Below are 18323 nucleotides of genomic sequence, written 5' to 3'. Positions count from 1 at the left end.
GCGATCCGCACGCTGATCAAGCGCTGTCGCGTGTCCGAAGTCCGCATCGCCTGCAGGGGCGGAGCGGGGGTTTCGGCGAGCACGGCTCGCCGCCCGTGGAGCCGGTCGGCCATGCAGGGCCGACCGTGGGACGGCTCCTGCAAAAACCGCGACGGTGTTGCTTTTCGTAGGAGCGGACCCTGTCCGCGATGCACGCGCTGTCACGCAACCAGCATTCCCCTTCCGCGGCCCGACCTCGCCGCTAAGGCACTTGCGAGTAGTGCATGCGTGCCGCAACGCGTGAGGCGTGTGCCGCGAGACGCGGGCCGAAGGTTTTCTCGTACTTGCGCGGGTTGGGCAGCATGACGGCCAGCCGTGCCGCCTGGTCCGGCCCGAGCTTCACCGCCGGCACGCGGTAGTAGCGCTGCGCGGCCGCTTCGGCGCCGAAGATGCCGTCGCCCCACTCCACCACATTCAGATAGATTTCCAGGATGCGCCGCTTGTCCATCACCGCTTCCATCATGAAGGTGATGGCCGCCTCCTGCGCCTTGCGCAAATAGCTGCGGCTCGGGCTGAGAAACAGGTTCTTCGCCAGCTGCTGGCTGATGGTCGAGCCACCAGCCACCGCGCGGCCCTTCTTGCGGTTCTTTTCCATCGCCTTCTGGATGCCTTCCCAGTCGAAGCCTTCGTGATCGACGAAGCCGTCGTCCTCGGCCGCGATCACGGCGCGTTTCAGGTGCACCGAAATGCGCTCGTAGGGCACCCACTGCCTGCGCAGCTGTGCGTCCGGCTGACGTTCGCGCATTTCGGACAGGCGCAGCGACATGAAGCGGGTTTCGTCCGGATTGAATTTCGTCCACCACAGCAGGTGACCGAAGATCCACAGCTGGTAGGCCAGTGCCAGCAGCACCGCAGCGGCGAGCAGCCATTTCAGCAGGCGAAGGAGGCGACGCATGGCGGGGGCGACGCTCAGGTGAGCGGCGGCGTTGCCGCGCGCAGCATGTCACGCACCGGCGCCGTGTCCGGCCGTACGCCGCGCCACAGTTCAAACGCTTCGGCGGCCTGCTCGACCAGCATGCCCAGACCGTCGGCCAGCGTGCCGGCGCCCTGTGCGCGCGCCTGTTCCAGAAAGGCGGTCAGACCGCGGCCATAGACCATGTCGTACGCCAGGCTGCCCGGTGCATACAACCCGTCCGGCAGCGGCGGCGCCTGGTCGCTCAGACTGGCGCTGGTGGCGTTGATCACGATGTCGTACGGCGCATCGGCGGCATCCTGCCAGCCACCGGCGGCCAGCGCAGCGCGGCTGTCGTGCCCGCCGAAGTGTGTTTCGAGACCACGCGCCTTGTCGGCGGTGCGGTTGGCGATGAACAGACGCGCCACACCTGCATCGAGCAACGGAAGCACGACACCGCGCGCAGCGCCGCCGGCACCGAGCAGCAGCACGCGCGCGCCGTTGAGCCGGCCGCCGAGCCATTCGAGATCGCGCACCAGCCCGGCACCGTCGGTGTTGTCACCCAGCACGTGCTGATCGAACACGAAGGTGTTGACCGCGCCGGCCAGGCGCGCCCTTTCGGTCAGGCGATCGGCCAGCCGCCAGGCCTCTTCCTTGAACGGCACGGTGATGTTCATACCGCGCCCGCCTTCGGCGCGAAATTGCCCGACACGGGCAGCGAAACCATCCAGCGGCGCCAGCAGCGCCTCGTAAATCATGTCCTGACCGGTCTGCGCGGCGAAGGCGGCGTGGATGGCGGGTGACTTGCTGTGCGAAATGGGATGACCCACCACGGCGTAACGATCGGGCATCGGTCTAGCGTGCTTCAAGCTGGTCGCCCTGGGTGAAGCTCCAGGTACGGGTGATGGACAGGATTTCGAAGTCGCGCTTGATATCCGGCGAGAAGGGCGCATAGGGTGCGGCCATGCGCACGATGCGCTGCGCGGCCTCGTCGAGCAGCGGCTGACCGGACGAGCGGCTGACGTAGATCTGTTCGATTTCGCCGTCGGACCGGATTTCGACCGTCAGCGTGAGGTTGCCGTAGATGCGACCGCGCGCCGCGCTCGGGTAGTTCAGGTTGCCGATGCGCTCGACCTTCTGTCGCCAGTCCTCGATGTACTGCGCGAAGCGGTATTCCTGCGTGCGCGCGCCGACGAATTTCTTGCGCGGCCGTTTGTTGTAGTCATCCACATTGCGCGCGATTTCGGCTTCGAGCCGCGCCATCGCCATGGCGCGTGCCGCGAGGTCGGTGCCACGGGGAAGCGGCACGGCCTGTGGCGTCGGTTCCGGCTGCTCGACCCGACGTTCTTCTTCCCGCACTTCGGTGCTGGCCTGCGCCGCGGCCAGCAACTTCTGCTGCAGGGCTTCGAGTTCCTGCACGCGGCTTTGCGTGCTGACCAGCTGATCACCGGTCTGGTCGCGTTTGCTGGCGGGCAGCGGCGTTTTGGCGCGACGGTCCTGATCAGTGTTGCCACCGCCATCCAGGCTGGCCTGCGCGAGCGCCTGCGGATCGACCGGCTTCTGTTTGCTGCGCGCATTGACCAGCACCACTTCCAGCGGCTGGTCGATCGCCTTCTGCTTCGGCTTGAGGTCCGGCGCGAAATTGATCGCCAGCACGAAGCCATGCACGAGAATCGACACCGCGATGCCGATGGCCAACGGCGGCAGCGCGGGTTCGGCCGCGGTCAGGGCGGCTGGCCGAACGCTGGTCAGCACCGCCCTCTCGGACGTGGCCGCGGACTTGGGGCGGGTGCGGGCTGCAGCGCTTTTTCGTGGCATGGGGCGGGATTTTACAGGCGGCCGGTGAAATACCGCCGCCCCGCGGGAAATGAGACAGCGCAGCGTCGCCGGCATGTCACGACCGGCACCCTATAATCGCCGGTCTTTCGTGTGCAGCAAACTCCATGGATCCATTGCTGATCAAGGCCTTCATCCTCGGCATCATTGAAGGTCTGACCGAGTTCCTGCCCATTTCCAGCACCGGCCACCTGATCATCGCGGGCAGCCTGCTTGGCTATACCGACGACACCAGCCGCGTGTTCAAGATCGTCATCCAGCTGGCAGCGATACTGGCGATCTGCTGGGAGTACCGGCGCAAGCTCATCGATGTCGGCAGCGGCGTGCTGGCGCGCGACCCGCAAGCCAACCACTTCGTGACGCTGGTGCTGATCGCCTTCATGCCTGCGGCGGTACTTGGCTTCCTGCTGCACGGCGTGATCAAGGCCTATCTGTTCAACCCGCTGACCGTGGCCGGCGCATTGATCGTCGGCGGCGTGCTCATCCTGCTGATCGAGCGGCGCAACCACCAGCCACGTTACGAAACCGTTGAGGAGATGGACTGGCGCGCCGCGCTCAAGGTGGGTTTCGCGCAGTCCGTGGCGATGTTCCCCGGCGTGTCGCGCTCGGGTGCGACCATCATGGGCGGCCTGATCTTCGGTCTGTCGCGCCGCGCGGCGACCGAATTCAGCTTCTTCCTCGCCATTCCGACCATGTTCGCGGCCACCGCCTACGACGTGTACAAGAACTGGGCGCTGCTGCGTGCCGACGATCTGCCGGTGTTCGCCACCGGCTTCGTCGCGTCGTTCCTGGCCGCCTTCTTCAGCGTGCGCTGGCTGCTGCGCTACATCTCCACCCACACCTTCGAGGTGTTCGCCTGGTACCGCATCGCCTTCGGCATCATCGTGCTGCTGACGGCCGCCGGCGGCTGGGTGGACTGGGCCGATCACTGATGCAGAAGCTGTTCTACCTGCACGGCTTCCGCTCGGGTCCGCAGTCGGTCAAGGCGGTGCAGTTGCGCGCCCACCTTGCCCGCCAGGGCCGGGCCGGCGACCTGTGGTGCGAACAGTTGCCGCCCGGCCCGCTGGACGCGATCGCGCTGATCGAATCGGTGCTGTGCCCGGCGCTCGCAGCCGGCGATGAAGTCGCACTGGCCGGCTCGTCGCTGGGCGGCTTCTATGCGCTGCATCTGGCGGAAAAGCACGGGCTGCATGCGGCGCTGATCAATCCTGCCGTCGTCGCACCGAAGTCGCTCGGCGACTATGTCGGCGAACATGAGCACATGTATACGGGCGAAGTGTTCCGCTTCGAACAGGAACATGTCGACCAACTGGCCGCGCTGGACGTCGCGGCGGTTACCCGGCCGGAACGTTATATGGTGCTGCTGGAAACCGGCGACGAGGTACTGGACTGGTGGCAGGCGGTGCTGAAGTTGCGCGGCGCGAACCTCGTCGTGCATGCCGGCGGCGATCACAGCCTGCAGAACTTCGCGAAAGAGCTTCCACGGATGACCGAATTCCTGCTGCCCGATCGCTGAGGGCGAATGCTGCTTGTCGGGCATCGCTGGCGCTCACCCCAACCTACGGGGGGGATGGGGCGGCGCGACTTACCGAAGCCTGATTGTCGGGCATCGCTGCGCTCACCCCAACCTACGGCAGCGAGGGCGCTCGCCGGCCATCACGTTGCCCATCCCCCGTAGGTTGGGGTGAGCGCCAGCGATGCCCAACACCCGCCCCCTACAAAGGCCGCGCTACCGAAAGTCGCTCACCCGAAAACGGGCGAGATCGAAGTTGGCGCCGCGCTCGATCAGTTCGACCGGATCGAGCCTGACATGGCGCCCGTTGATCGATGCGTGCAGCGGGTATTCGGCCGAATAGCCGGTGCCGTTGATCGCCAGACGGACAACGGCGCCGGTGACCGGGTCATCCAGCGCAACGGCTTCGCCGCTGTTGCGTTCGGAAAACACTTCAAGCGGGCGGGCGGTGGTCGACAGTGTTTCGATGCCGACCGTGCCGCGCGCGTCGCGACCTCGCATGTAGCGGCGCACGACACCGACCAGCCAGTTGTCGCCGCCCGACGGCTGCATGCCGACCAGCGAGCCGACGCGCACCCACTCGGCGCTGGCGGTGGGCGCCGTGGCGCCGATGCCGCCCAGACTGGCGTCCGACATTTCCCAGCGATAGATCACCGCCTCGTCGCGCGCGCCGCGCAGTACATGGTGCAGATGCTTGATGCCATTGGCGACCGCGAGCGCACCGCCCAGCGTGTGGCGGCGGTACTGGCGGGTCGGCGGGTCGAGCGCCCAGTTGATGGACAGGTGGCGCAGCAGCCGACCCAGTTGTTCCGGCGACGGCTCTTCATCAAAGTGCAGTGAATCCGGCCGTTCGCCGGCTTCGAGCTTGCGCGCCATCGCGAGTGCGGCATCGGCGGCTGCGATGCCGGAAAAGTAACGGATACCGTCGGTGGTGAGCGGCGCGCGCACCAGACGCAGCGGTGGTGCCGGCTGGTTGGAGTCCAGCCAGTGCGTGGTGCCGCGCTCGACGGCGGAGGTCATCGAAAACCGTGCCGCGAAATAACTGGTGAGTTGTTCGGCCAGCCGCACGCCCGCCGGCACCAGACCTTCCGGTGCAGCAACGTGCAGGGCGATCAGGCGCACGTACTCGCGTTCGACCGAGGTCGCTGCTTCGTCGGCAGCATTGACCACCTCGCGCACCTCGGCACCCGATGCCTGCGCGAGCAGGTAAGCCTGGCCCGCCACTTGCCAAAGCCCGGCATCGACCGGGCCGTTGTGATAGACGTCCCACTTGAAGCGCTGGCGGCACGCCCGCACGGTGCGCGAGGCCAGACGCGACAGGCCGCTGAGCACCGACGCCTGCGCCGGATCGGACATGTAGCGATCAAGCGCGAATTCGTAGGCGGACGACAGGATGGACCAGAAGTCGCGACCGGTGCGCCACACCACGTCCTTGCCTTCGGGTTGTTCGACGTAGGCGCTGTCGAGCTTGCGCAGGTGGGGCTGGGCGCTGGAATCGAATTGATAGAGCAGGTTGACGTGGTGCGCGATGTCGATGTTGGCCGCTTCGCTGACCGATTCGACCCAGCCAGTCAGTTCGTTGATGGCCAGATCGGGCTGCGCGGCGGCTATTTCGGCCAGCACACGGCGCAGCTCGGCCGGATTGCCGAGCACACTCGCCGGGGATGAAGAAAAGACACCGAACATACCTGCCACCTCCGCCGCTCGGGATGCGCCCCGATTGTACTGATCATCAATCGTCCGTCGAACGGTGCACCGTGCCCCGTCCGTACTGCATGCAGACCCCGCCGGAACCGCGCGCTGGACTACAATCCCGACCCTCTAGCGTAACGCGACTGCGCGATATTTTCCATGCGGCAATATCTCGACCTCATGCGCCATGTGCTCGAACAGGGCGCGCTCAAGACCGACCGCACCGGAACCGGCACCCGATCGGTGTTCGGCTGGCAGATGCGTTTCAACCTCGCAGACGGCTTTCCGGTGCTGACGACGAAGAAACTGCACCTGCGGTCCATCATCGTCGAATTGCTGTGGTTCCTGCGCGGCGACACCAATATCGCCTGGCTGAAGGAAAACGGCGTCAGCATCTGGGACGAATGGGCCGACGAAAACGGCGACCTCGGTCCGGTGTATGGCGCCCAGTGGCGCAGCTGGCCGACGCCCGACGGGCGCCACATCGACCAGATCGCCGAACTGGTCAAGGGCCTGCGCCAGAATCCGGATTCGCGTCGCCACATCGTCAGCGCGTGGAACCCGGCCAGCATCCCGTCGATGAAGCTGCCGCCCTGCCATGCACTGTTCCAGTTCTACGTCGCCAACGGTGCATTGTCCTGCCAGCTGTACCAGCGCAGCGCAGACATATTTCTCGGAGTGCCTTTCAATATAGCGAGTTACGCGCTGCTGACGATGATGATGGCCCAGGTGTGCGGGCTCAAGCCGGGCGAATTCATCCATACGCTGGGTGACGCGCACCTGTATCTGAACCATGTCGATCAGGCACGCGAACAGTTGTCGCGCACACCGCGGCCGCTGCCGGTGATGCACATCAACCCGGCGGTGACCGACCTGTTCGCGTTCGCGCCGGAAGACTTCCGTCTCGACGGCTATGACCCATGGCCGCACATCCCGGCCAAGGTGGCCGTGTGACGCCGCGCCTGTCACTGATTGCCGCACTGGCCGCCAATGGCGTGATCGGCCGCGACAACGCCATGCCCTGGCATCTGCCGGAAGACCTGAAGCGCTTCCGCGCGCTGACCATGGGTCACCCGATGATCATGGGGCGCAAGACCTGGGATTCGCTCGGCCGGCCGTTGCCGGGACGCACCAGCGTCGTGGTCAGCCGGCAGCCCGGGTTGTCGATGCCGGGTGCCATCGTCGTGCCGTCGCTGGAGGCTGCGCAACAGGCTGCGGCGCAGGCCGCAGGGGGCGCGGACGCTTTCATCATCGGTGGCGCCCAGCTGTACGCACTGGCATTGCCGCACGTGCAGCGCCTGCTGCTGACTGAAATCGCCGACCCGTTCGAGGGCGACACGGTGTTTCCCGCGTTCGACCGCAGCGAATGGATCGAAACCGCTCGCGAGACGGCCGTCAGCGCCAGCGGCCTGCGCTACGCCTTCGTCGATTACGCACGGCGCTGAGGCACGGCAGGAAACGTTGCACCGCCGGCACGGCCTACGGCCCGGGAGTGCAGGCCGCAAAAGCGTTCAGTCACGCACGCAGTCGACCAGATAGTTGATCGTTTCGCCCTCGCCGTCGCCGACCAGACCGTGGATGTCCGTCTCGAAGCCCGGGAATGCGCGGTTGAATTCGCGCGCAAAACGCAGGTAATTGACGATGGTGCGGTTGAAGCGCTCGCCCGGGATCAGCAGCGGAATGCCCGGCGGATAGGGCGTCAGCAGCACGGCAGTGATGCGCCCTTCGAGATCGTCGATCGGCACGCGGTCGATCTCGCGGTGCGCCATGCGAGCCCACGCCTCGGCCGGCTTCATCGCCGGTTCCATCGGCGACAGATACATTTCCGTTGTCAGGCGCGCGATGTCGTGCTTCTTGTACATTTCGTGAATGCGCACGCACAGGTCGCGCAATCCGACGCGTTCGTAGCGTGAATGCGCCGCCACGAACTCCGGCATCACCTTCCACAGCGGTTCGTTGTTGTCGTAGTCATCCTTGAACTGCTGCAGTTCGGTCACCAGCGTGTTCCAGCGGCCTTTGGTGATGCCGATGGTGAACATGATGAAGAAGCTGTACAGCCCGGTCTTCTCGACAATGATGCCGTGCTCGGCAAGGTAGCGCGTCAGCATGCCGGCAGGGATGCCCCAGTCGGCAAAGTCGCCGTCGACGTCCAGACCCGGGGTGATGACCGTCGCCTTGATCGGGTCGAGCATGTTGAAGCCTTCGGCCAGATCGCCGAAGCCGTGCCAGCGCTCACCGGCGCGCAGTGTCCAGTCTTCGCGGGTGCCCAGCCCTTCTTCCGCGAGATGTTCCGGGCCCCATACCTTGAACCACCAGTCAGCGCCGAATTCCGCGCCGACCTTGCGCATCGCGCGGCGGAATTCGACCGCTTCGGCAAGGGATTCCTCGACCAGCGCCGTGCCGCCTGGAGGTTCCATCATCGCGGCGGCGACATCGCACGACGCGATGATCGCGTACTGCGGGCTGGTGGAGGTGTGCATCAGGTAAGCCTCGTTGAACACGTCGCGGTCCAGCGAGCGGGTCTGCGAATCCTGCACCAGGATCTGCGACGCCTGCGACAGGCCGGCCAGCAGCTTGTGTGTCGACTGCGTGGAAAAGATCATCGAATCCTTGCAGCGCGGCCGCCCCTCGCCGATGGCATGGTAATCGCCGTAGAAGTCGTGGAAAGACGCGTGCGGCAGCCAGGCTTCGTCGAAATGCAGCGTGTCGATCTCGCCGTCGAGCACGTCCTTGATGGCTTCCACGTTGTACAGGATGCCGTCGTAGGTCGATTGCGTGATGGTCAGGATGCGCGGTTTCTTGTTCGACACCTTGCGCGCGAACGGATTGGCCTCGATCTTGGCGCGGATCACGTCCGGACTGAATTCCGACAGCGGAATCGGGCCGATGATGCCGTAGTGGTTGCGCGTCGGCGTCAGGAAGACCGGTATCGCCCCGGTCATGATGATGGAGTGCAGTATCGACTTGTGGCAGTTGCGGTCGACCACCACGATGTCGTCCTGCGCCACGGTCGAGTGCCACACCATCTTGTTCGACGTCGACGTGCCATTGGTGACGAAGAACAGGTGATCGGCGTGGAAGATGCGGGCCGCGTTGCGCTCCGACGCGGCCACCGGGCCGGTATGGTCGAGCAGCTGACCCAGTTCCTCGACCGCGTTGCACACGTCGGCACGCAGCATGTTCTCGCCGAAGAACTGATGGAACATGCGCCCGACCGGGCTTTTCAGGAAGGCGACGCCGCCGGAATGTCCGGGGCAGTGCCAGGAGTAGGAACCGTCCTGCGCGTAGTGCACCAGCGCACGGAAGAACGGCGGCGGCAGCGAGTCGAGATAGGCACGTGCTTCGCGCACGATGTAACGCGCGACGAATTCCGGCGTGTCCTCGAACATGTGGATGAAGCCGTGCAGCTCGCGCAGGATGTCGTTCGTGATGTGGCGCGTGGTGCGCGTCTCGCCGTACAGGAAGATCGGGATGTCGGCATTGCGACGGCGGATTTCCGCCACGAATTCGCGCAGGTTCTGCAGCACGGCCTGGATTTCCGCCGCGCTGCCGCCACCGAATTCCTCGTCGTCGATCGACAGGATGAAGGTCGACGCCCGGCTCTGCTGCTGCGCGAACGAGGTCAGGTCACCGTAACTGGTGACCCCCAGTATCGTCAGACCTTCCTTCTCGATCGCTTCGGCCAGCGCACGGATGCCCAGACCGGACGCGTTCTCGGAACGGAAGTCCTCGTCGATGATGATGATCGGAAACTCGAAGCGCATGGCGTCAACCTGTGTGATGGCAGGAGCGCCCTGACGTGGCGCCCCGGGTTGCAGAGAACCTGCAATCTTGAGCGCGCGATGGTATCAGTTCGATGTCTCAAAACAATCCGGGCCGCACTGGGCGGCCCGGACGGGATGCTGCGGATGCGTTCAGCCGAGGCGGCGGCGGGCGACGGCGCCAACAACCAGCAGGCCGGCGAGGATCATCGCGTAGGACGCGGGTTCCGGCACCGGGGCGGCGACCGACGTGTAGCCGTCGAGGAATTCGACCCGTACGCCAGTCGGGTTGCCGCTGCCCTGCGCACCGTTGTTCACGAAGAAATCGATCGTATTGACGCCGGCAACGAAGCCGGTACTGGCGGCAAACGACGTCCAGCTGCTGAAGGACGAACCGGTGGAAATGGTGGCGCCGTTGAAAACGACGTAGCCGCTGTTGTCCGACGCCCAGCGACCGGAAAAACCGGACGCTGTCGGGTCATAGCCAGTGAGATCGAAGCTGATCGACCACTTGTACAGGCCGGCCGACGACGGATCGTAGCTTTGCGCGGCATTGGCCGACGGCGTCAGCCAGACCGAATCCCAGTTGTTGGCGAGCCAGGAACCGAAAGGAAAGCCCGAACCGGTGGTCACGACACCGAAGCCGTCGGTGCCGGTCGCCGTACCGGCGATCGCCGTGAAGCTGTAGCGGGTGTCGGTCATGCCGGCATCGAAGCCGGTACCGGTGTTTTCGAGGCCGTCGATCCAGGGCACGTCGAGCGAGGCAAAGGCGCCCGTCGAGGCGATGGCAAGACCTGAAGCGAGAAGAAGATTCCTGAACATGACGGCTCCGCAGTGATTCGTGAAAGTGAGCGGAGTCTAGGTGGGGCCGTCAGGGCGGACTGTTCATAAAGTCACGTCGCAGTGCCGTGTAACGCTTGGTATCGATTCGCGTGCGAATGCATGCGGAAAGCGTGCATTTGCGCACGGAAACCGCGTCAGATCTTCGGCAGCGTGACGCCGGTCTGCCCCTGATACTTGCCGCCGCGGTCGCGATACGAGGTTTCGCACGGCTCGTCGGACTCGAAGAACAGCATCTGCGCCACGCCTTCGTTGGCGTAGATGCGTGCCGGCAGCGGCGTGGTGTTGGAGAACTCCAGCGTGACGTGACCTTCCCATTCGGGCTCGAGCGGCGTCACATTCACGATGATGCCGCAGCGCGCATAGGTGCTTTTGCCGAGACATACCACCAGCACGTTGCGCGGCACGCGAAAGTACTCGACCGTGCGCGCCAGCGCGAAGGAATTTGGCGGGATGATGCAGGACTCGCTGTTCATTTCGACGAAGGAATTCGGATCGAAGGTCTTCGGATCGACGATGGTCGAGTTGATGTTCGTGAACACCTTGAATTCGGCCGCGCAGCGCACGTCGTAGCCGTAGCTCGACGTGCCGTAGGACACGATGCGCCGGCCATCGACCTCGCGCACCTGACCCGCCTCGAACGGCTCGATCATGCGGTGTTCCTCGGCCATGCGGCGTATCCAGCGATCGGATTTGATGCTCATCTGCGTAACCTCGGCATGCGTAAGCGGGCGCCCGGGCGCCACGAAAGACCGCGATTGTTGCAAGTTCGGCGCAGAAAAGCACGCGGCCCGGACATCGGGGTGATGTGCGGGCCGCGTGCTTTCGGGCAGGAACGCTCAGGTCAGCATGTCGGCCCAGATGTTGCGCGCCCAGGCAAGTGCGTACTTGCCTTCCATCTCGGTCGGGGCTGCCGACAGACCGCCAGCGCCCTTTACCGGCTGGGGCTGTTTGGTCGCCGCATCGTACGGATGCACGGATGCCACGTGCACCACATTCGTCGCATCGACGAAGCTGTAGCAGGTGTTCATCACCAGCGGCGCGTCGGACGGCGGTTGCCCGGACATCAGGTTGATGATGGCCGCCGCCGCGACCTTGGCGTGCTGATTGGCCATGTGACCGGACTTGGGCATCGTCGGGGCCGGGAAGATGGCGTCGCCCAGCACGTGAATGTTCGGCGTACTGGTCGATTCCATCGTGAGCCAGTTGATGTCGACCCAGCGGTTGTTGATCAGCTTCAACCCCGACTTGGCGGCGATGTCGCCCGCGCGCTGCGGCGGCACGACGTTGAGCACGCTCGCCTTGACCTGGTCGAACTCAAGGATGGCGGTGCGATTGCCGACATCGACATCGCGCAGCTCGCTCTGCGGCCGGTACTCGATCATGCCCTTGTAGCTGTCGGCCCAGGCCTTGGTGAACAGGCCCTTCTTCGACACGATTTCTTCGTTGGCATCGAGCACCAGCACCTTGGATTTCGGCTTCGCCTGCTTCAGGTAATGGGCGACCATGCAGGCGCGCTCGTACGGTCCGGGCGGGCAGCGGTAGGGCGCCTTCGGGATGGTCATTGCAAATACGCCACCGTCGGGCATTGCTTCGAGTTGCTTGCGCAGCGCAACAGTCTGCGGACCGGCCTTCCACGCGTGCAGGATGTTCTCCTTCGCCGCTGCCGAGGCCATGCCGGGCAGCGACTCGTACATGAAGTCCACGCCCGGCGACAGCACCAGCCGGTCGTAGGCGAGGTCGCCGCCACGTGCCAGTCTGATCATGCGTTTTTCGGCGTCGACCGCAGTCACTTCGTCCTGCACCACCGTGATGCCGTACTTCGCGAGACCCTCATAACCGATCGTGATGTCCGACAACTGCTTTTCGCCCGCCAGCACCAGATTGGAGATCGGGCAGGATACGAACGCCGCGTTGCGTTCGACCAGCGTCACGCGGATGCCGCCCTCACTCCACATCGAAATGTACTTCGCGGCGGTCGCACCGCCGTAGCCCCCACCGACCACGACGACATGGCCCTTGGCGCCCTTGCCGGCGCCGGCGCAGCCGTACAGTGCCGCCATGGCCGAAAGGCCCAGCGTGCCCTTGATGAATCCACGACGTGCTGCGCTCATTTCGCACCTCCGACCGGTGTGCGCGACGCGAAGTAGTCCGCAATGAGGTCAAGCTGGCTGTCGGTGTAGCCCTTGGACAGCTGATGCATGATCGTCGCCGGCTTGGCGCCGCTGCGGAATTCGTTGATCAGGCCGAGCATCTTGGCTTTCGACATGCCCGCAAGACCCGGAATGCCGCCGGCGCTGTTGCCGTCGGTGCCGTGGCAATTGGCGCAGGTCGCTGCAAGATTGCGTCCCAGGTTCGGATCGGCGGCCTGCGCACAGGCCATTGAGAGGCCAAGCCACAGCAGCGCCGTGCCAGCCAGTTTCTTTTTCAAAATATTCTCCTCCGTGGAATCTTCGTGGTAATCCGGGCACGCCTGTTCCACATCTGTCGTGAAGAACCTTGCGAGCTAACGACACGCTAGACAAAAACGCGTCGCGTCTCAAGTGGAAAAAATAATAAATTTATTCTTGACCATATGCGCAATTGCGCATATGTTTGATTTCAACAAGGACAAGACGAGGAGCAGCTGTGGATTACGATCCCGAGCTGGACAAGGTTTTCGAGTCGGTGGCCGATTACTTCGGACTGCTGGCCGAGCCTGCAAGACTGAAGATCCTGCACTGCCTGTGCGACGGCGAACGTTCGGTTGCCGATGTCGTGGATCAGTCCGGTCTGAGCCAGACCAACACTTCCCGTCACCTCAACATGCTGTACCGCGCCGGCATCGTCGGCCGGCGCAAGGACGGCGCCATGGTGTTCTACAAGCTGATTGATCCGAATTTCCCGTCGATCTGCCGCACCGTCTGCATCCAGATTGCCTCCGGCAACTCGCTGAACATGCCGCACCGACCCAGCAAGGCATCGCTGAAAAAGGTGGGCAAGTCGCTCGAACTCGCGTCCGAACAGGAGTAAGCATGTCCCAGATCACCCCACGCCCCGGGCGCATCCAGCGCGCACCGGAAGGCTTCCTGTCGCCGGAGCAGATACGGGAAGTGTCTGCCGGGCGTCGCGACTTCCTGCGGACCGCCTTCGCCAGCGCCAGTATGGCCGTGGCCGGGACGTCCGTTGCACGGGCCGCCGATGGCGACCCCGCCATCCTGACGCTGCCCGAACACAGCACCACACTCGGCCGTCCGGTCGCCGAACGTCCGTACGGTGCGCCGTCGCAGTTCGAAGCGGGCTTGCGCCGCCGCGAAAGCCCCGGCCTGACCCGCGTGGCCGGCTCGTCGGTCTCGTTTTCGCCGCTGCAGGGCCTGTTCGGCATCATCACGCCCTCCGGCCTGCATTTCGAACGCCATCACCAGGGCTGGCACGACATCGACCCGGCGCGTCACCGGCTGATGATCAACGGCCTGGTGAAGGAAGCCCGCGTCTACACGATGGACGATCTGATGCGCCTGCCGTCGGTGTCGCGCATCCACTTCATCGAATGCGGCGCCAATACCGGCATGGAATGGGGCAATGTGGCGGTGCCGACCGTGCAGTACTCCCACGGCATGCTGTCCTGTTCGGAATTCACCGGCGTGCCGCTGTCCGTGCTGCTCGACGACTGCGGCATCGACCGCAAGCGCGCGAAGTTCGTGCTGGCCGAAGGGGCCGACGGCTCGAGCATGACCCGCACGATATCGCTCGATCGCGCACTGGACGACGTACTGGTCGCCTGGGGCCAGAACGGCGAAATGCTGCGCCCAGAGAACGGCTATCCGCTGCGCCTCGTGGTGCCCGGCGTTCAGGGTGTGTCGTGGGTGAAGTGGCTGCGCCGCATCGAAGTCGGCGACCAGCCGTGGGCGACCAAGGACGAGGCGGTTCACTACATCGATCTGATGCCCGATGGCACGCACCGTCAATACACCTCGATCCAGGAATGCAAGTCGGTCATCACGACGCCCTCCGGCGGCCAGACCCTGCTCGACAAGGGCTTCCACAACATCACCGGTCTCGCCTGGTCGGGCCGCGGCAAGGTGAAGCGGGTCGACGTATCGGCCGATGGCGGCCGCAACTGGCGCACCGCGCGGCTTGAAACGCCGGTGCTGTCAAAGGCGCTGACCCGCTTCAACATCGACTGGGTGTGGGACGGCAGCCCGGCCATCCTGCAGTCACGCGCCATCGACGAGACCGGTTACGTGCAACCGACCTATGCGCAGTTGCGCGCAGTGCGCGGCACGCGGTCGATCTATCACAACAACGCCATCCAGTCGTGGAAACTGGCGGACAGCGGAGACGTGAGCAATGTCCAGGTTTTCTGAACTTCTCCTCGCGGGCTGCCTGATCGCAGCCGCGGCCAACGCCTCGGCTAACAGCAGCTTCCCGGGCGTCGGCCGTGCGGCCACCCCGTCCGAAGTCAAGGCATGGGACATCGATGTGCGTCCCGATTTCAAGGGCCTGCCACCCGGCAAGGGTTCGGTGGATCAGGGCATCGAACTGTGGGAAGCGAAGTGCACGGCCTGTCACGGCAGCTTCGGCGAAAGCAACGAGGTTTTCACCCCGCTGGTCGGCGGCACGACGAAAGAGGACATCGAAACCGGCCGTGTCGGCGCCTACATCCGGCAGGACGCCCCGCAGCGCAGCACGCTGATGAAGGTGCCGACGCTGTCGACGCTGTGGGATTACATCAACCGCGCCATGCCGTGGAATGCACCCAAGTCGCTGAGCCCGGACGAGGTGTACGCCGTGCTTGCCTACCTGCTTCATCTGGGTGAAATCGTGCCGGCCGACTTCACGCTGTCGGACAAGAACATCGCCGAAGTTCAGAAACGCATGCCGAACCGCAACGGCATGACGACAAAACATGGCATGTGGGACATCAAGGGCAAGCCTGACGTGAAGAACGTGGCCTGCATGAAGAACTGCAAGACACAGATCACGATGGGGTCCAGCCTGCCGGACTACGCCCGCGACGCACACGGCAATCTCGCCGATCAGAACCGGGTGATCGGCGCCGTACGGGGGCAGCAGACGAGCGAGGGTGCCGGCGGCGCTGCGGCAGCGCCCGCGCCGCATCCCGCGATGGACTTGATGAAGAAGAGCGGTTGCAGTGGCTGTCACGGCATCGCCAGCAAGATACTCGGGCCGTCCTTCCGCGACATCGCGAAGCGCTACAAAGACGACAGGGGGGCAGAATCGCAGCTCATCGGCCGTGTCAAGGCAGGTGGCAGCGGCACGTGGGGCGATGTGGCAATGCCGCCCCAGGCGCATGTCAGCGACGCGGACACGGCTGCGTTGATCAAATGGATATTGTCGGGCTCGCCCGAAAACTGAGGAGGAAACGGATGAACACGCAGCGAAGGGAAGTCCTGAAGAGCGGCAGCGCGGCCGGATTGTTCGGTCTGCTGGTGGCCGCCGGCCTGATCACGACCCAACAGGCGCAGGCGGCCGGATGGGACAAGCCAGCGTTCGAAGCCAAGGCGATGGACGAAGCGCTCAAGGCACTGGGTGCCGGCAAGCCCGCCGATTCGAAGGATGTGCAGATCAGCGGCCCCGATATCGCCGAAAACGGTGCCGTGGTGCCGGTTGGCGTCAAGAGCGCGCTCGCCGACACCGAATTCATCGCCATCCTGATCGAGAAGAACCCGAGCATGCTGGCTGCCAGCTTCACGCTGCCCGCCGGCACGATGGCCGACGTGAGCACCCGCGTGAAGATGGGCCAGACCTCGAACGTGTTCGCTCTGGTCAAGGCAGGCGGCAGCTTCTACATGGTGTCCAAGGAAATCAAGGTGACGCTGGGCGGTTGCGGCGGCTGATAGCGGTCGGCAATTCGTTCACATCCCACGCACAACCCAAGGAGCAAGACATGGCAGGTCCGATGCGCATCCGCGCCGCCAGCAATGGCACTGAAACCGAAGTGAAGATACTGATGAGCCACGACATGGAAACCGGTCAGCGCAAGGACGCGTCCGGTGCCCTGGTCCCGGCCCATCACATCACCGAACTGACGGCCACCCACAACGGCCGCGTCGTGCTGGCCGCCCAGTTCGGCCCGGCGGTATCGAAGAACCCTTATCTGCAGTTCAAGTTCGCCGGCGGCGCCAAGGGCGACAAGGTCAACGTGAGCTGGGTGGACAACAAGGGCGACAAGCGCACCGACGAAGTCGTCGTGGCCTGAACCCGCTCGTCGTTGCACCGAGGGTCGACCCGAAGCAGGCCGGTCCCGTCATCAGCCAGGACATCCCGTCAAGGACTGGAGGAAGAGATCATGAAGAACAGCACATACGCTGCCTGCGTTGTCGCGTCGGCGTTCATGTTTGCCACGCCGGTGCTGGCAGACGCCACTGCCGAGGGCATCGCCAAGTACCGCGAGGCGCTGGCCGAGGGCAATCCGGCCGAGTTGTGGGAAATGCGCGGCGAGGAGTTGTGGAAGGAAGCGCGCGGCCCGAAGAAAGCGACACTGGAAAAATGCGACCTCGGGCAGGGGCCGGGCGTCGTCAAGGGCGTCTTCGTCACGCTGCCGCGTCATTTTGCCGATACCGGCCGCGTGCAGGATCTGGAGTCCCGCCTGCTGACCTGCATGGAAACGCTGCAGGGCATTCCGGCCGACGAGGTGGCGAAGACCCCGTTCGGCAAAGGTGAGCAGAAAAACATCGAAGCACTGGTCGCGTGGATATCGGCCGAATCGCGCGGCATGAAGTTCAACCTGCCGATGGCACATCCGGAAGAGAAGCGCATGTACGAAATCGGCAAGCGCGCCTTCAACTACCGCGGCGGCACGCACGACTTCGGCTGCGTCACCTGTCACGGCGAGGATGGCAAGCGCATCCGCCTGCAGGATCTGCCCAATCTGACCAAGGGCCCGGACGCCGCGCGCGGCTTCGGTTCATGGCCGGCCTACCGCGTGTCGTCGGGCGAGCTGTGGAGCATGCAGCGCCGACTCAACGACTGCTTCCGCCAGCAGCGTTTCCCGTACCCCATGTACGGCTCTGACGTGACCGTCGCCCTGTCGAGCTATCTGGGCGTGACCGCCAACGGCACGGTCGAAAGCATCGCCCCGGCCATCAAGCGTTAAGGAGAGCACGATGAATATCCGCATCCGTCAGGGCGCAGTCGCGCTCGCCGTGCTGGCCACCGTCGCGGGCTGCGCCGGCACCGGCGCGTCCAGAGTCTCCTCGGCCGATTACGACAAGGACGCCGCAGCCGTCATGGCCGCATCGTTCCGCGAACAGGGCATCGTCAAGACCGATCGCCTGACGCAGGACGAAGTCATGGTCGCCTGCTCGAAATTCGGGCACAGCCTCGATGACGACCTGCGCGAGCGATTCCAGGCAGCGGCACTCGCCGAGGTGAAGTGGCCATCCGACGGCAAGTACATCGGCGACTGGAAGGAAGGCGAAAAGATCGCACAGAGTGGCCGCGGTCTGACCTGGACCGACAAACCCGACGCTGCAAATGGCGGCAACTGCTACAACTGCCACCGCATCACGAAGAAGGAAATTTCGTACGGCACCATCGGCCCCAGCCTGTACCAGTACGGCAAGGTGCACGGCAGCACCGAAGCCACGCAGAAGTATGTGTGGGCCAAGATCTGGAATCCGAACGCCTACAGTGCCTGCACCAACATGCCTCGCTTCGGCACGCACGGCATCCTCGACGAAAAGCAGATCCGCCACATCGTGGCCCTGCTGCTCGATCCGAAGTCGCCGGTCAACGCGGAGTGACA

20 protein-coding genes are annotated in these 18323 nt (G+C 64.5%); 11 read left to right on the top strand and 9 right to left on the bottom strand.

Annotated features, from left to right (window positions below; translation table 11 throughout):
- Positions 1 to 241: 241 nt before the first annotated feature.
- The 3 genes from mtgA to Q8Q80_RS04555 are packed head-to-tail and all read right to left on the bottom strand — an operon-like array spanning position 242 to position 2749.
- Positions 242 to 934: a monofunctional biosynthetic peptidoglycan transglycosylase gene (mtgA, locus tag Q8Q80_RS04565; RefSeq protein WP_305631782.1), complete on the bottom strand. Its 693-nt coding sequence runs from the start codon at positions 932 to 934 to the stop codon at positions 242 to 244.
- A 14-nt stretch (positions 935 to 948) separates the two neighbouring features.
- The gene (gene aroE / locus Q8Q80_RS04560) at positions 949 to 1782 is read right to left on the bottom strand and encodes a shikimate dehydrogenase (RefSeq protein WP_305631781.1); all 834 of its coding nucleotides are present in this window, start codon (positions 1780 to 1782) and stop codon (positions 949 to 951) included.
- Positions 1783 to 1786: 4 nt separating this feature from the next.
- The gene (locus tag Q8Q80_RS04555; RefSeq protein ID WP_305631780.1) at positions 1787 to 2749 is read right to left on the bottom strand and encodes an energy transducer TonB; all 963 of its coding nucleotides are present in this window, start codon (positions 2747 to 2749) and stop codon (positions 1787 to 1789) included.
- Positions 2750 to 2874: 125 nt separating this feature from the next.
- Here Q8Q80_RS04555 and Q8Q80_RS04550 point away from each other — a divergent pair, with 125 nt between their 5' ends.
- Positions 2875 to 3699, top strand: a complete 825-nt coding sequence (locus tag Q8Q80_RS04550; protein ID WP_305631779.1) for an undecaprenyl-diphosphate phosphatase — start codon at positions 2875 to 2877, stop codon at positions 3697 to 3699.
- A complete protein-coding gene (locus tag Q8Q80_RS04545; protein ID WP_305631778.1) occupies positions 3699 to 4283 on the top strand; it encodes a YqiA/YcfP family alpha/beta fold hydrolase in 585 nt (194 codons plus the stop codon). Before Q8Q80_RS04550 ends, Q8Q80_RS04545 begins: the two co-directional genes overlap by 1 nt.
- 213 nt (positions 4284 to 4496) lie before the next feature.
- Here Q8Q80_RS04545 and Q8Q80_RS04540 read toward each other — a convergent pair whose 3' ends face one another.
- Positions 4497 to 5966, bottom strand: a complete 1470-nt coding sequence (locus tag Q8Q80_RS04540) for a hypothetical protein (protein WP_305631777.1) — start codon at positions 5964 to 5966, stop codon at positions 4497 to 4499.
- 165 nt (positions 5967 to 6131) lie between these two features.
- Here Q8Q80_RS04540 and Q8Q80_RS04535 point away from each other — a divergent pair, with 165 nt between their 5' ends.
- Positions 6132 to 6926 (top strand): thymidylate synthase, encoded by a 795-nt coding sequence (locus Q8Q80_RS04535; protein WP_305631776.1) that lies wholly within the window; start codon positions 6132 to 6134, stop codon positions 6924 to 6926.
- Positions 6893 to 7417 carry a dihydrofolate reductase gene (locus Q8Q80_RS04530; protein WP_305631775.1) on the top strand — a complete coding sequence of 175 codons (525 nt, stop codon included), beginning with the start codon at positions 6893 to 6895 and terminating at the stop codon, positions 7415 to 7417. The genes Q8Q80_RS04535 and Q8Q80_RS04530 overlap by 34 nt, the downstream gene beginning before the upstream one ends.
- Before the next feature lie 66 nt (positions 7418 to 7483).
- On the opposite strand, the gene Q8Q80_RS04525 is transcribed toward Q8Q80_RS04530, so the two are convergent.
- From Q8Q80_RS04525 to Q8Q80_RS04505, 5 genes are all read right to left on the bottom strand, one after another.
- Entirely contained in the window at positions 7484 to 9736 is a 2253-nt protein-coding gene (locus Q8Q80_RS04525; RefSeq protein WP_305631774.1) for an arginine/lysine/ornithine decarboxylase, read from the bottom strand.
- Between the two features lie 150 nt (positions 9737 to 9886).
- On the bottom strand, positions 9887 to 10555 hold the full coding sequence (locus Q8Q80_RS04520; protein ID WP_305631773.1) for a PEP-CTERM sorting domain-containing protein: 669 nt from the start codon (positions 10553 to 10555) through the stop codon (positions 9887 to 9889).
- A gap of 155 nt (positions 10556 to 10710) precedes the next feature.
- Positions 10711 to 11277, bottom strand: a complete 567-nt coding sequence (gene dcd / locus Q8Q80_RS04515) for a dCTP deaminase (protein ID WP_069038575.1) — start codon at positions 11275 to 11277, stop codon at positions 10711 to 10713.
- A gap of 135 nt (positions 11278 to 11412) precedes the next feature.
- Positions 11413 to 12687, bottom strand: coding sequence for an NAD(P)/FAD-dependent oxidoreductase (locus Q8Q80_RS04510; protein ID WP_305631772.1), 1275 nt, complete (start codon positions 12685 to 12687; stop codon positions 11413 to 11415).
- Entirely contained in the window at positions 12684 to 13004 is a 321-nt protein-coding gene (locus Q8Q80_RS04505) for a c-type cytochrome (protein ID WP_069040535.1), read from the bottom strand. The genes Q8Q80_RS04510 and Q8Q80_RS04505 overlap by 4 nt, the downstream gene beginning before the upstream one ends.
- Positions 13005 to 13201: 197 nt before the next feature.
- On the opposite strand from Q8Q80_RS04505, the gene Q8Q80_RS04500 reads away from it, so the two are divergent.
- The 7 genes from Q8Q80_RS04500 to soxX all read left to right on the top strand — a co-directional run bounded on the left by Q8Q80_RS04500 (position 13202) and on the right by soxX (position 18321).
- Positions 13202 to 13585, top strand: a complete 384-nt coding sequence (locus Q8Q80_RS04500) for a metalloregulator ArsR/SmtB family transcription factor (RefSeq protein ID WP_069038577.1) — start codon at positions 13202 to 13204, stop codon at positions 13583 to 13585.
- Between the two features lie 2 nt (positions 13586 to 13587).
- Positions 13588 to 14919, top strand: coding sequence for a sulfite dehydrogenase (gene soxC, locus Q8Q80_RS04495; RefSeq protein WP_305631771.1), 1332 nt, complete (start codon positions 13588 to 13590; stop codon positions 14917 to 14919).
- On the top strand, positions 14903 to 15931 hold the full coding sequence (locus Q8Q80_RS04490) for a c-type cytochrome (protein WP_305631770.1): 1029 nt from the start codon (positions 14903 to 14905) through the stop codon (positions 15929 to 15931). The genes soxC and Q8Q80_RS04490 overlap by 17 nt, the downstream gene beginning before the upstream one ends.
- Positions 15932 to 15942: 11 nt before the next feature.
- Entirely contained in the window at positions 15943 to 16413 is a 471-nt protein-coding gene (gene soxY / locus Q8Q80_RS04485; protein WP_257081855.1) for a thiosulfate oxidation carrier protein SoxY, read from the top strand.
- Between the two features lie 50 nt (positions 16414 to 16463).
- A complete protein-coding gene (gene soxZ, locus Q8Q80_RS04480; RefSeq protein WP_371132694.1) occupies positions 16464 to 16775 on the top strand; it encodes a thiosulfate oxidation carrier complex protein SoxZ in 312 nt (103 codons plus the stop codon).
- Between the two features lie 90 nt (positions 16776 to 16865).
- Positions 16866 to 17672 (top strand): sulfur oxidation c-type cytochrome SoxA, encoded by an 807-nt coding sequence (gene soxA / locus Q8Q80_RS04475; RefSeq protein WP_305631769.1) that lies wholly within the window; start codon positions 16866 to 16868, stop codon positions 17670 to 17672.
- A gap of 10 nt (positions 17673 to 17682) precedes the next feature.
- Positions 17683 to 18321, top strand: coding sequence for a sulfur oxidation c-type cytochrome SoxX (gene soxX, locus Q8Q80_RS04470; RefSeq protein ID WP_305631768.1), 639 nt, complete (start codon positions 17683 to 17685; stop codon positions 18319 to 18321).
- The last annotated feature ends 2 nt before the right edge of the window (positions 18322 to 18323 follow it).

The sequence above is a fragment of the Methyloversatilis sp. genome (genome assembly GCF_030698125.1).
Lineage (GTDB): Bacteria > Pseudomonadota > Gammaproteobacteria > Burkholderiales > Rhodocyclaceae > Methyloversatilis.
Note: the sequence above shows the minus strand (reverse complement) of the source record. Positions and strands in the feature narration are given on the sequence as shown.